Origin of the sequence: Variovorax pasteuri (assembly GCF_051216435.1) — a bacterium.
Lineage (GTDB): Bacteria > Pseudomonadota > Gammaproteobacteria > Burkholderiales > Burkholderiaceae_C > Variovorax.
Window position 1 is genome coordinate 451,112 of record NZ_JBPJZS010000004.1, and the last position, 11,898, is coordinate 463,009.

General features: G+C 67.3%; 11 protein-coding genes. 5 read left to right on the forward strand and 6 right to left on the reverse strand.

The window, feature by feature from the left end; genetic code table 11:
• Nucleotides 1-148 precede the first annotated feature (148 nt).
• Entirely contained in the window at nucleotides 149-457 is a 309-nt protein-coding gene (locus ACSFBM_RS18460; protein WP_435485631.1) for a hypothetical protein, read from the forward strand.
• A 5-nt stretch (nucleotides 458-462) separates the two neighbouring features.
• On the opposite strand, the gene ACSFBM_RS18465 is transcribed toward ACSFBM_RS18460, so the two are convergent.
• The 4 genes from ACSFBM_RS18465 to ACSFBM_RS18480 form a co-directional block, all read right to left on the reverse strand.
• Nucleotides 463-927 carry a GNAT family N-acetyltransferase gene (locus ACSFBM_RS18465; RefSeq protein ID WP_435485632.1) on the reverse strand — a complete coding sequence of 155 codons (465 nt, stop codon included), beginning with the start codon at nucleotides 925-927 and terminating at the stop codon, nucleotides 463-465.
• A gap of 103 nt (nucleotides 928-1,030) precedes the next feature.
• Nucleotides 1,031-4,123 (reverse strand): efflux RND transporter permease subunit, encoded by a 3,093-nt coding sequence (locus tag ACSFBM_RS18470; RefSeq protein ID WP_435485633.1) that lies wholly within the window; start codon nucleotides 4,121-4,123, stop codon nucleotides 1,031-1,033.
• Entirely contained in the window at nucleotides 4,120-5,238 is a 1,119-nt protein-coding gene (locus tag ACSFBM_RS18475; RefSeq protein ID WP_435485634.1) for an efflux RND transporter periplasmic adaptor subunit, read from the reverse strand. The genes ACSFBM_RS18470 and ACSFBM_RS18475 overlap by 4 nt, the downstream gene beginning before the upstream one ends.
• Nucleotides 5,235-6,662, reverse strand: a complete 1,428-nt coding sequence (locus ACSFBM_RS18480) for an efflux transporter outer membrane subunit (RefSeq protein WP_435485635.1) — start codon at nucleotides 6,660-6,662, stop codon at nucleotides 5,235-5,237. Before ACSFBM_RS18480 ends, ACSFBM_RS18475 begins: the two co-directional genes overlap by 4 nt.
• 145 nt (nucleotides 6,663-6,807) lie before the next feature.
• On the opposite strand from ACSFBM_RS18480, the gene ACSFBM_RS18485 reads away from it, so the two are divergent.
• Complete coding sequence (locus tag ACSFBM_RS18485; RefSeq protein WP_435485636.1) at nucleotides 6,808-7,503, forward strand: response regulator; 696 nt, start codon at nucleotides 6,808-6,810, stop codon at nucleotides 7,501-7,503.
• Between the two features lie 6 nt (nucleotides 7,504-7,509).
• Nucleotides 7,510-8,541 (forward strand): HAMP domain-containing sensor histidine kinase, encoded by a 1,032-nt coding sequence (locus tag ACSFBM_RS18490; RefSeq protein ID WP_435485637.1) that lies wholly within the window; start codon nucleotides 7,510-7,512, stop codon nucleotides 8,539-8,541.
• A gap of 19 nt (nucleotides 8,542-8,560) precedes the next feature.
• On the opposite strand, the gene ACSFBM_RS18495 is transcribed toward ACSFBM_RS18490, so the two are convergent.
• Nucleotides 8,561-9,238: an SGNH/GDSL hydrolase family protein gene (locus ACSFBM_RS18495; RefSeq protein ID WP_435485638.1), complete on the reverse strand. Its 678-nt coding sequence runs from the start codon at nucleotides 9,236-9,238 to the stop codon at nucleotides 8,561-8,563.
• A 222-nt stretch (nucleotides 9,239-9,460) separates the two neighbouring features.
• On the opposite strand from ACSFBM_RS18495, the gene ACSFBM_RS18500 reads away from it, so the two are divergent.
• Nucleotides 9,461-9,886, forward strand: a complete 426-nt coding sequence (locus tag ACSFBM_RS18500; protein ID WP_435485639.1) for a GlcG/HbpS family heme-binding protein — start codon at nucleotides 9,461-9,463, stop codon at nucleotides 9,884-9,886.
• A 7-nt stretch (nucleotides 9,887-9,893) separates the two neighbouring features.
• On the opposite strand, the gene ACSFBM_RS18505 is transcribed toward ACSFBM_RS18500, so the two are convergent.
• Nucleotides 9,894-10,835 (reverse strand): LysR family transcriptional regulator, encoded by a 942-nt coding sequence (locus ACSFBM_RS18505; RefSeq protein WP_435485640.1) that lies wholly within the window; start codon nucleotides 10,833-10,835, stop codon nucleotides 9,894-9,896.
• Between the two features lie 87 nt (nucleotides 10,836-10,922).
• On the opposite strand from ACSFBM_RS18505, the gene ACSFBM_RS18510 reads away from it, so the two are divergent.
• A complete protein-coding gene (locus tag ACSFBM_RS18510) occupies nucleotides 10,923-11,897 on the forward strand; it encodes a Bug family tripartite tricarboxylate transporter substrate binding protein (protein WP_435485641.1) in 975 nt (324 codons plus the stop codon).
• The last annotated feature ends 1 nt before the right edge of the window (nucleotide 11,898 follow it).

Sequence of the window (11,898 nt, forward strand, 5' to 3'; positions counted from 1 at the left end):
TGTGTCCTTGCTTGTTTGTCAAAGCATAGCCTTTGACATTTCAAGTTGCAGTTCGCGGCCCGAATCTCCTTGTGTCCTACGCGGATCGCGCCGCCGATGGCAAAGCATCGAGACGATGCGTAAATTGATACTTGTGACAACACTGGGGTTGAGTGCGTCTTGCGCACTCGTGCAGGCCGAGCCGATCAAGGTGCCGGTCGACAACGACGACAAGGGCACCGTCTATGTGGCGCCCAACGTGAACCCGACCGAGCAGGCCGCCACCGTCAATGGCGCGACCGTCGGCGTGCAGCGGCCGGACGGCAGCGGCACCTACATCGGTACCGACACCTCGACGCCCCGGCCGACCTATTCGCTGGGCGCCAGCACGGGCGGCAACGTGTCGCTCAACGGCGGTGTGTCGTCCGACGGCAAGGCCAACAACGGCGTGAAGGCCGGGGTGACCATCAAGTACTAAAGGGCTCAGACCAAGGTGCCGTACACGATGAACCCGTCGTGTGTGGCCACCTTGTCGTAGAGCGTGCGCCCCGCCGTGTTGGTCACATGCGTCTGCCAGTACACCCGGTGCCCGCCCGCGCGCTTCACCCGGTCGTACACGCCCTGGATCAACTGCCGTCCCACGCCCCGTCCGCGCTCCGAGGGCAAGGTGAACAGGTCCTGCAGATAGCAGGTCGGCTCCATGCGCGTGGTGCTGCGGTGGAACAGGTAGTGGGTCAGGCCGACCAACTGCCCGTCACGCTCTGCGACCAGCGCATGCACCGGTTCGTAGGCATCGAAGAACCGTTGCCAGGTGACCTGCGTGATCTCGTCGGGCAGGGCGGTCGGGCCCTCGCGACCGTAGAAGGCGTTGTAGCCGTCCCAGAGCGGCTTCCACGCCGCGTAGTCGTCCGGCACCGGAGGGCGAATCGAGAGGGAAGAGGTCGTCATGCGTGTGCTGCCTGCGCGTTGAAAGAGTGAAAGTGAACGTGCGATTGCAACATGACTCGGTCCCGGGCAATTGCGCAATGACATCGCGCCTTGGTGCCATCGATCAGCGAGGGTCCGCTCGAGTTTCCCCTGTCGACGCCGGCGCATGCCAGCGGCGCAGCCATTGCAGCAGATCGTCCACGTAGGTGAACACCACGGGAACCACCAGAAGGCTCAGCACCGTCGAGGTGATCAGGCCGCCGATGACCACGATCGCCATGGGTTGCCGGAAGCTGGGCTCGGCGCCCAGACCGAGGGCGTTGGGCAGCATGCCGGCGGCCATGGCGATGGTCGTCATGACGATGGGACGCGCGCGCTTGTGGCAAGCGTCGATCACCGCATCAAGCCTTGGCATTCCGCGCTCGCGCCTCGCGACGATGGCGTACTCGACGAGCAGAATCGAGTTCTTGGTGACGATGCCCATCAGCATCAGTACGCCGATGACCACCGGCATCGAGAAGGATTGGTTCGTGAGCCAGAGCGCGCCGAACGCACCGCCGAACGCAAGCGGCAGCGCGCACAGAATGGTGGCGGGTTGCATGAAGTCATGGAACAGCAGCACGAGCACGGCATAGATGCAGAACACCCCGATCGCCATCGCGGTTCCGAAGCTCGTGAACAGCTCCGACATTCGCTGCAGCTCGCCTTGCTCCACGATGCGCACGCCTGCGGGCAGCGACTCGAACGCCGGCAGGCTCATGGCCTCTTTCTGCACTTCGCCAAGCGCCCGGCCGTTGAGTTCCACGCTCAAGGTCACATTGCGGGAGCGATCCAGGCGGTCGATCTGCGAGGGGCCGCTGCCCATGGACACATCCGCCACCGAGCCGAGGCTGACCGACCCGTTGGAACCCTTGACGCGCAACTGGGCGATCGCGTCTATGTCGTGGCGCACGGAGGCGCCCATGCGCACGCGAATCGCGATCTGACGCTCCGGCAGATTGAGCTTCGGCAGCGCCGTTGCGTAGTCGCCGTAGGTTGCGAGCCGCACGGCGTCGGCAAGTGCCTCGGACGTGACGCCCAATGCGGCAGCACGCGCATAGTCGGGGCGCAACTGCACTTCCGGGCGCTGCAATGCCGCGCTCGACGTCACGTTGCCGACGTTCCTCAGTGACCGGAGTTGTTGCTCTGCATTGTTCGCGGCCTTGTTCAGGGTGTCGGGGTCGTCGCCGGCAAGCGTGATCTCCAGCGTCGAGCCGGTGCTGCTGCCTGCGACCGTCACACGAACGCCGGGAATGGTCCTCAGTTGATCGCGGATCTCCGATTCGACCTGCGACTGCTTGAGCTTGCGTTCACCGCGGTCCACCAGGTCCACCGTGAGCGTGGAACTGGTGACGTCCGTGGTCGAGCTGGAACTCATGCCGCTCCCGGTGCTGGCCGTGCCGGCAGCAATGAAGACGGACTGCACCTCGGGAATCTTGCTCAGCAGCTGCTGTGCCCGCAGGCCGACGGCGGTGGTCTGCTCCAGCGTGGCGTCGGGCCCGAGCTTGAGCGTGACCGTGGCCTGGGCCTTGTCCTGCTCCGGCATGAAGGCAGTGGGAATCGTCAGCGCCAGGGCAATGGAAAGTGCCAGGAAGACCAGTGCGGCCAGCACCGTGGTTCTGCGGTGTTGAAGCACGCCGCGTGCCCAGGCCAGGTAGCGCGTCATCGTGGGGCCGTCCGTCGATGCGCCATGCAGGTGCGCGGCCTTCGGCTTGAGCAGGTACGCGGCCATCATGGGTGTGAGCAGCCGCGCCACCAGCAAGGACGCGAGCACGGCGATCGAGGCGGTCACACCGAATTGACGGAAGAACTTGCCCGGAATACCGCCCATGAAGGCCGTGGGCAGGAAGACCGCCACCAGCGTGAACGTCGTGGCGATCACCGCCATGCCGATCTCGTCCGCGGCTTCCATGGCAGCCTGGTACGGTGTCTTTCCCATCAGCAGATGTCGCTCGATGTTCTCGATCTCCACGATCGCATCGTCCACCAGGACACCGATGACCAATGACAGCGACAGCAGCGTGATGGTGTTGAGCGAATAGCCTGCCAGTGCCATGAAGGCGAAGGCCGGTGCGATGGACAGCGGAAGCGCGGCCGCGGCGATGAGCGTGGCGCGCATGTCGCGCAGGAACCACCCCACCACGAGCACCGCAAGTACCGCACCTTCGAGCAGGAGCTCCATGGAGCCTTGGTAGTTCTCCTCGATCGGCGCGACCGTGTTGCTGGCCTCGACGATGTCTGCGTCGGGATGTGCGGCGGCAAACTTCTTCAGTGCCGCGCGGACATCGTTCGCGACGCCCACGTCGGAGAATCCCTGAGAGCGGGAGATCTGGAACCCGATGACTTTCTTGCCGTCGCGAAACGCCATGGTCGTGCGCTCGGCGTTCGAGTCGGTGATGCGCGCGATCTGGTCGAGCCGTACATAGCGGCCGTCGCCCAACGACAGCGTGATCGCCGCCACCTCCGCGGCCGAGCCCACCGTGGCCAAGGTGCGGCTTGACTGCTTCTGGCCGCCGATGTAGGTCTCGCCGCCCGACGCCTCTTTCTGCATTGCCTTGAGTTGCGTGGACACGTCGGACGTCGTCACGCCGAGGCCCGCCATCAGGACCGGGTCGAGGTCGATGTGGACTTCGCGGCTGATGCCGCCCACCCGCGACACGGAGCCGACGCCCTTGACGGCCAGCAGGCTCTTGGTGACCTGGTTGTCGACAAACCAGGACAGGTCCTTTTCGTCCATCGTCTTCGAGTCGATGGTGTAGGTGAGCAGCGCGCTGCTGGCCGTGGTCAGCTTGGAGACCGTCGGCGACGCCATGCTGGCCGGGAGGTCGGCCTTGGCACTGTCGACCGCGTTGCGGACTTCGTTGAGCGCCTCCTCCGAGTTCTTGTCGATCTCGAAGCTGACGCTGATGCTCACCAGGCCGTCGGTGATGGTCGTGGTGACGTGGTCCAGCCGGCTCAGCGACGCGAGCTTGTCCTCGATCTTGCGCGCGACCTCGGTCTCGAGCTGCGCCGGCGCCGCGCCTTCGAGCGAAGCGGACACCTGCACGGTCGGCAGGTCGGTGTCGGGGAAGTCCTGGATCTGCAGCGTCCTGAAGCCGATCAGCCCCAGGACCGTGAGCAGGATGAACGTGAGAACGGCGGGAACCGGATTGCGGATGGACCAGGACGAGACATTCATCGCTGGGTCTCCGGTTGCTTCACCGTCACCTGCACGCCGTCGGACAGGAACGCGCCGCCGCTGGCAACGACCCGCGCGTCGCTGGGCAGCTTGGACAGCAGCTCGACCCGGTCGTCCTGGCGGCGGCCCGTGGTCACGGCCTGGGCGGAAACCTTGCTGTTCGCATCCACGAGGTAGACATAGGCGCGCCCGTCGCGCATCACGATCGCCGACTGCGCAAGCGTGACAGCCGGCGCGCTGCCCAGGCTGATCAGGCCACCGGCAAACATGCCCGCACGCGCAGTGCTGCCGCCGTTCAGGCTGACATACACCGTCGCGCGCCCGGTGGTCGTCGACAAGGTGGGCGCCGCCATGCGCACCGTGCCCTCGACGCGCTCTGCGTTGAGCAGCGTCAGCTCCGCCTTCTGGCCGGCTTTCACCGCAGCGAGTTCGCGTGCATCGAATTCGGGCCTCCATTCGAGCCGGCCTTGCCGCACGAGGCGGAAGAGTTCGGTGCCCGCACTCACCACGTTGCCGACGACGCCGGTCTTTGACGACACCACGCCGTCATCGGCAGCCAGGACGCGAGTCTGTGCGAGCTTGAGCTTCACGCTGTCGAGGTCTGCCTGGGACGATTGAAGGGTCGCGCGTGCCGAGTCCTCGGTGATGCGGTACTCCTCGATCTGCTGCGCGGACAGAGACCCCGTCGCGCCGACGACCTTCGCCCGCCGCACATTCGCGCTGGCCTGTTCAAGACTGCTGCGCGACTGCGCGACCACCGCTTCCTGCTTGCGCAGGTCGACCCGCAGGCCATCGTCTGCAAGGCGCGCGAGCACCTGGCCGCGCCGGACCGTGGCACCGACGTCCACCAGCAATTCGGCGATGCGGTAGCCGCCTGTCTCGGGACTGACGATGATCTCCTGCCATGCCGTCACCGGCCCGCTGCCCTGCAAGGTGCGGGGCCAGTCGCGGGTGTCGGGCTGCACGACCTCGACCGTCATCGCGCTGGCCGGAGCGCTCGCCGCAAGCGCCCTGGTGGGCGGCCGCAGAAGCAGCGTCGCCGCACCGACCGCCAGGAGAAGGGCCACCGCGATGGCGGCGCCGCGGCGGAACTTGGGTTTCGATGTGATGCTCATGGCGTTCTCGTCTTTTCATCGGCCAGCGTATCGGGCGACATGGCCGGCGTGCCGGGCTGCCATCCGCCGCCGACGGCCTTGTAGAGTGCGATCCAGTACTGGACCCGGTTCTGCTGCAGGGTGATCTCGGTGATCTGCGCCGACAGCGCCGAGCGCCGTGCCTCCTCCAGGGTGAGAAGGCTGGCGCGGCCCGCGCGCCAGTTGGTCTCGGTGGACAGGAAGTAGCTGCGGTATTCGCGCGCGGCGTTCTCCGCCTGCTCCGCCCGCAGGCCGGCGCCGTTGAGGTTCGTGAGGGCTTCTTCCACGTCCCGCACCACGGTGCGCACACCCTGCCGATAGGCGGCCAGCGCCGACGTGTAGCTGGCGCGCGCCGTGTCGACCGCGGCGTTGAGCTTGCCGCCGTCGAACAGCGGGATCGAGAGCGACGGCCCGAATGACCAGAGCGTGGCCGGCGAGGCCAGGCTGCTCGCCGATACGCTGACCGACCCGCTGAGCGACAGGCTCGGATACAGATCCGCCTGGGCCGCGCCGATCTCCGCGCCGGCGGCTGCCACTTCGCGCTCTAGCGACGCCAGGTCGGGGCGCTGCCGCAGCACTTGCGCCGGCACCGCCTGCACCTGCAGCGCGGCCGGCCGCGGCATGCGGTCCTCGCCGGTCGTCATCAGCCGCCGGAGCGCGGGTTCGTCGCTGCCGGTGAGGTAGACCAGCGACTTGATGAGGATGTCGCACTGCGTGTTCTGTTGCAGCAGGCTCGACTGCGCGCTTGCGAGGCTCGCACGCGCCAGGGCGCCGTCCGACGGTGCGGTGAAGCCGGCCTGCACGGCGGTCGCCGTTGCCTTCTCGGTGGCGGCCGTCGAGGCTGCCTCGCTTTGGTACGCGTCTGCGAGCAAGGTGCAGGCGCGGTACTGCACATAGGTGTCGGCGACTTCCGCCGCGAGGGAGACGCGCGCATCGTGCCAGTCGGCGGCGCGCGCCTCGATGCGGGCCTCGGATGCTTCCGTGTTGCGGCGGACCTTGCCGAACAGGTCCAGCTCCCATGAGGCATCGAAGCCGGCGCTGCGCGACGTGCCGGTGGCCAGGGACTCGCCCGACTGCAGCTGGTTGCTGCGCGAGGCCGAAGCGCTGCCAGTCACGCTGGGCCGGGCCTGCGCCCGCGTGCTGCGCAGCGTGGCGCGTGCCTTCTCCATGCTGGCCCAGGCCTTGGTGAGCGAGGGACTGTCTCGCTCGGCCATCTCGACCAGGCGGGCGACCCGGGCGTCGTCGAACTGCTGCCACCATTGCTGCAGATCGCCTGCGCGCCCGCCGTGCGGCAATTCGGACTGCCACGACGGCAGCGCCTGCGGCTGCGGCGGGCCCTCGATGCGGCCGGTGGCGCAGGCCGCCAGGCCCCAGGCCAGGCAGACGGCCAGGGGGGTGATAAACAAGGAGCGGAGCGGTACGGTCATCAGATCTTCTTCCTCCGGCAAGGTTAGAAGCGTCTGCGGTTGGCCGCGGTTAAGCAGCGTTAAGCTGGGTAAATGTCGGCCGCCGCTCGGCCGCCGGCGCCCGGATCGGCGCCATACTCCCCCGATGCACAGGGTTCTGCTTGTCGACGACGACGTCGACCTCACATCGATGCTGTCGCTCTACATCTCCCGCGAGGGCTTCGATGTGCGTGTTGCGAACGACGGCGAGACCGGCGTCAGCGAGGCACTGCGCGGCGGCTACGCATTGGTCGTGCTCGACATCATGATGCCGCGCCTGTCCGGCATCGAAGCGTTGCGCCGCATCCGCTCCACGAGCAATGTGCCGGTGCTCATGCTCACGGCGCGCGGGGACAACGTGGACAGGATCGTCGGCCTCAACATGGGTGCGGACGACTACGTCCCGAAGCCGTGCACGCCCGGCGAACTGGTGGCGCGCATCCAGGCGATCCTGCGCCGCACCGAGAGCCGCGACCAGCCGGAGGGCACGAACGCGGCGCTGACGCTGGCGGCCGGCCAGCTCACGCTCTGGCCGGGGGCGCGCCAGGCCACCTGGCGCGGTGCGCCGCTGGAGCTGACGGGCACCGAATTCAACCTGCTGGAAGTTCTCGTGCGCCATGCGGGGCAGTTGACCAGCAAGCAGGAGATCTCCCAGGCTGCCTTCGGCCGGCCGCTCACGCGCTTTGACCGCCGCATCGACGTGCACATCAGCAGCATTCGCCAGAAGATGGGCATGCGCGAGGACGGCCGCTCGTGGATCCAGAGCGTGCGCGGCCTCGGCTACCAATTGCTCAAGGACTGAGCGGCCATGGTCAGACCCACGCGCCTCTTTCGCAAGCTGCTGCTCGTGTTGTCGAGCTGCATGATTTCCAGCATCGGATTCACGGCCCTCTATCTATGGCTCATAGGGGTCACGCCGCCGCCGGGCGACCCGGTGCCCAAGGTGAGCGGGCTTCCTGTCGTTCCGGTCATGATCGCCGTGGTGGCCAGCCTGGTCTTCGGCGGCTTTCTGGCCTGGTATCTCTCCCGGCCGCTCCAGCACCTGCGCTGGGGGCTCCAACGCATGGCCGAAGGGCACCTGGATACGCGCGTCGAACCGCTGATGAAGGGGCGCCGCGACGAGATCACCGATCTGGCGCACGACATCGACGGCATGGCGGGGCAGCTGCAGACGCTGATCGCCGCACGGGACCGCCTGCTGCACGACATCTCCCACGAGCTGCGTTCGCCGCTGTCGCGCATCCAGGCGGCGATCGGGCTGCTCGAACAGGATTCGTCGCAAGTGGGTGCCATGGTCGAACGCGTCGAGCGCGAGACCCGGCGGCTGGACGCGCTGATCGACGAAATGCTCACGCTGCACCGGCTGACGGCATCGGCGCCCGTCTCGCGCAGCGCGGTCGATGTGATCGAACTGCTGCACGACATCGTCGCCGACGCAGACTTCGAAGGGCGCGCGATGAACCGCTCGGTGAGCATCGAGACGCCCGAGCGCTTTGTCGCCCAGGTGGACGGCGAGCTGATCTATCGCGCCTTCGAGAACGTGATTCGCAATGCCGTGAAGCACACGTCGCAGGGAAGCACTGTGGAGGTGCGTGCGCGCCTGCGCGAGGAAGACAGGCGGCTCGAGGTGGTGATCAGCGACCACGGACCCGGCGTACCGCCTCACATGCTCGAAGCGATCTTCGTGCCGTTCGTGCGGATCGACCGGCGCGAGGTCGATCGTGGTGTCGGGCTGGGCCTGGCGATTGCGCGCAGCGCAGTGCTGGCCCATGACGGCACGATCGGCGCATCGCTCGCCGACAACGGCGGCCTGCAGATCAGGATCGAACTGCCTCGTTGACGTCCACGCGCATCCGTCGTCACGCGCACTCGGGGGCCAGGGTGTCCAGCACTTTGATCAGGCGCTCGACGAGTCGAGTGGAATAGACCTGGGACGGATGAAGAATGTCCGCCATCTCGCCGCGGCGCATCGGCACGCTGCCCCAGTCGGCGAACGGCACCGCCAGATCCCCCGCCACACGTCGCACCGTCGCGTCGCCTCGTGCGCGCACGTCGGCGCCGACGAGTATTTGCGACAAGCCCGTCAAGACCACGTGGCGGCCCTCTGCCCTGGTTTGCGTGACCATGGCGCGCAAGGCCGGCTCCAGCGGCAAGTTCTGCATGGCGTCATTGAGTCCGTACTGGATGACGACGATGCGGCTCGAACGTGGTTCACTCGCGAACGCCGCCGACCGCACGCTGGCGGTTTCTCCGTTCACGGAGTGATCGATCACCCGGTATCTGGGGCGCATCCGCCGAAGCGCGGCCGCCGGGCTTTCCTCGAGGCGCCGGTCGCCCAGGTAGCCGCCATGAAGGATGGAGTCGCCGTAGAGCTCGACGCTGCAGGCACCCTTCGGCGTCGCGGCAGCGCCCACGGAATCGACCGCGAGGCCCGGATCGGCTTTCCCGGAGCGGCTCAAAATAGGAGCTGCAGTGCCTTTGGCGTGGTCTTCCAGCGGCGCAACCGAGGTCGGTGAGCAACCGGTGGCCAGTGCCATGCCCAGGGCGCCGGCGATCGTTCTGAACAGAGGGGATCGCCAAGGTCGAACGCGAATGGAATCAAGCATTCCCTCAGGCTAAAAGGCAATGAAGGAGGAAAAATGGAGACTGTGTGCCCGCCTCGCGGAACGCAGGACGGCTGGCGGCGTGCACGCCGACAATCAGCAAGACCCAGATGAAGATGGCGGCGCCGCCGCCCAGCGAAAGAAAAGGAAAAGCCCATGTCCAGCCTCACCCTGCAGCAAGCCCAGACCATCATCGATGCCGCCCTGAAGAAATCCAGCGAGGCCGGCTATCAGCCCATGGGCATTGCCGTGCTCGATGCCGCCGGCAACCTCAAGGCCTTCGCCAGTGAAGACGGGGCCACCATGTTCCGTTTCGACATTGCCCGCGCCAAGGCCTGGGGTGCCGTGGGCATGGGCGTGGCCAGCCGCAAGCTGGCCGAGCGCGCCAAGGACAACCCCAACTTCTTCGTCGCGCTGGCCGCCACGGCCGACGGCAAGTTCCTGCCGCAGGCCGGCGCAGTGGTGATCCGCGATGCGGCCGGCCGGATGCTGGGCGCGGTGGGCGCCAGCGGCGGCACCGGCGACGAGGACGAAGCCATCTGCATCGCCGGCGTGCAGGCGGCGGGGCTCGTGGCCGGTTGAAACGCCTTCAGCCGGCGGCCTGCCAATCGGGCAGGCGGGCATTGGCGTCGCGCCGGTTCACTTCGTAGAACAGGCCGCGCAGCCAGCGGTTCGACGCATCGTTCTGCATGCGGCGGTGCCAGTACTGCTGCACCTGGAGCTGCGGCGGCTTGAAGGGCAACTCGATGGTCTTCACCGCAATGTGCCGCTGCACCACGGTGGCGATGTCGTCGGGCACGGTCGCCACCAGGTCGCTGCCGGGCAGCAGCGACAGCAGGCTCATGAAATGCGACAGCTCCAGCGTCACGTGCCGGTGCCAGCCCTTGTCTTCCAGGAAGCGGTCCAGCATGTGCTCGCGCCCGTCCGGCCGCACCACGATGTGCCGCGCCGCCAGGTACTGCCGTGCCGTCATGCGCGCGGGCGCTGCCGGGTTGTGCGCGCAGGCGATGCAGGTGTAGGACGTCCTGAACAGCGCCTGGCGGAAGTAGCCCGCCTTCTGCAGATCGGGAAAGAAGCCCACGGCCAGGTCGGCCTGGCCGGCCTCCAGCGCCTGGGCGGCGGCCGTGCGCGGCATCGAGAGCGCATGCAGCCGCACCAGCGGCGCCTCCTGCCGCAAGCGGCGCAGCACGCCGGGGAGAAAGGCGACCTCGCCGATGTCGGGCGTGAGCAGCGTGAAGCTGCGCTCCGCGTTCGCCGGATCGAAGCCCGCGGGCTGGAGGATCTCCGACTGGATCGCCTGCACCACGCGCTGCACCGCGGGGCCCAGCGCCTGCGCGCGCGGCGTGGGCTCCATCTGCGCACCGGCGCGCACGAACAGGTCGTCGTCGAAGGTGGCGCGCAGCCGCGCCAGGGCCGCGCTGGTGGCCGGCTGGCTGAGTCCGACGGCTTCGGCCGCGCGGCTGACGCTGCGCAGCCTGGTCATGGCATCGAAGAGCACCAGCAGATTGAGATCGACCGAGCGAATATCCATGAAATGGATTTTATGTATCCATGTCATCGACTGTTCAGATGATCAAAGGCTTCCTAGCATGCAGGCTCAAATAAAAAAGGAGACTTCATGCAACGCAGAGATTTCGCCCGAGCGGCGATGCTGTTTCCATTGGCCGGCAGCGGCCTGCTTCGCGCCCAGCCCGACTGGCCGCAGCGCCCCATCAAGTTCATTCTTTCGCAGCCGGCGGGCTCGGGCCCCGACGTGCTGGCGCGCGTTGTCGCCGACCGGCTGACGCGCAGCTGGGGCCAGCCCATCGTGGTCGAGAACAAGCCCGGCGGACAGAACGTGATCGGCGCACTGTCGGCAGCGCGTTCGCCGGCTGACGGCTACACCTTCTACTACGCCACCACCGCGGCGATGGTGACCAATGCCTTCACCTTCAAGGCCTTGCCCTACGACCCGGCGAAGGACTTCGCGCCGGTGCGGCTGGTGGGCCGCAGCCCGTTCGTGATCGCCTGCGCGGCGAACTTCCCGGCCCGGAACCTGAAGGACGCGCTGGCGTTGGCCAAGGCGAAGCCGGGCGACATCACCATTGCAACGGAAGGCCCGAAGACCTTCTCCGGCATGCTGGCCGACAGCGTGGCCGGCATGGCCGGCGTGCGCTTCAACCATGTCCCGTACACCAAGGCCACCGATGCACTGCAGGACGTGATCGGCGGGCGCGTGCAACTTGTCTGCCTGCCCGATGCGGCCCTCACGGCCTACCTCAAGGCGGGGCAGGTGCGTGCACTGGCCGTGAGCACCGCCCAAAGACAGCCGGGCATGCCGGACGTGCCATCGCTCTCCGAGACCTTTGCCGGCTTCGACTACGCGGGCTGGAACGGCCTCTTTGCGCCGGCCGGTAGCCCGCCGGACGTGATCGCGCGCGTCAACCGCGACCTGGAGGCCATCCTGCAGCAGCCCGAGGTGGTGGAGCGCCTGCGGACCCTGGGCTCGGAACCGGAGCTTCACATGTCGGTGGCGCAGTTCGAGTCCTTCATGCGCAGCGAGCGCGAGCGCTGGGTCAAGCTGGTCAAGCAGCTCGGCATCCAGCCTGAATGAG

Excerpts from the sequence above, each read along its gene's own strand:
- ACSFBM_RS18465 (WP_435485632.1), bottom strand. The coding sequence starts at position 927 with ATGACGACCTCTTCCCTCTCGATTCGCCCTCCGGTGCCGGACGACTAC.
- ACSFBM_RS18470 (WP_435485633.1), bottom strand. The coding sequence starts at position 4,123 with ATGAATGTCTCGTCCTGGTCCATCCGCAATCCGGTTCCCGCCGTTCTC.
- ACSFBM_RS18475 (WP_435485634.1), bottom strand. The coding sequence starts at position 5,238 with ATGAGCATCACATCGAAACCCAAGTTCCGCCGCGGCGCCGCCATCGCG.
- ACSFBM_RS18485 (WP_435485636.1), top strand. The coding sequence starts at position 6,808 with ATGCACAGGGTTCTGCTTGTCGACGACGACGTCGACCTCACATCGATG.
- ACSFBM_RS18490 (WP_435485637.1), top strand. The coding sequence starts at position 7,510 with ATGGTCAGACCCACGCGCCTCTTTCGCAAGCTGCTGCTCGTGTTGTCG.
- ACSFBM_RS18495 (WP_435485638.1), bottom strand. The coding sequence starts at position 9,238 with ATGGCACTGGCCACCGGTTGCTCACCGACCTCGGTTGCGCCGCTGGAA.
- ACSFBM_RS18500 (WP_435485639.1), top strand. The coding sequence starts at position 9,461 with ATGTCCAGCCTCACCCTGCAGCAAGCCCAGACCATCATCGATGCCGCC.
- ACSFBM_RS18505 (WP_435485640.1), bottom strand. The coding sequence starts at position 10,835 with ATGGATATTCGCTCGGTCGATCTCAATCTGCTGGTGCTCTTCGATGCC.
- ACSFBM_RS18510 (WP_435485641.1), top strand. The coding sequence starts at position 10,923 with ATGCAACGCAGAGATTTCGCCCGAGCGGCGATGCTGTTTCCATTGGCC.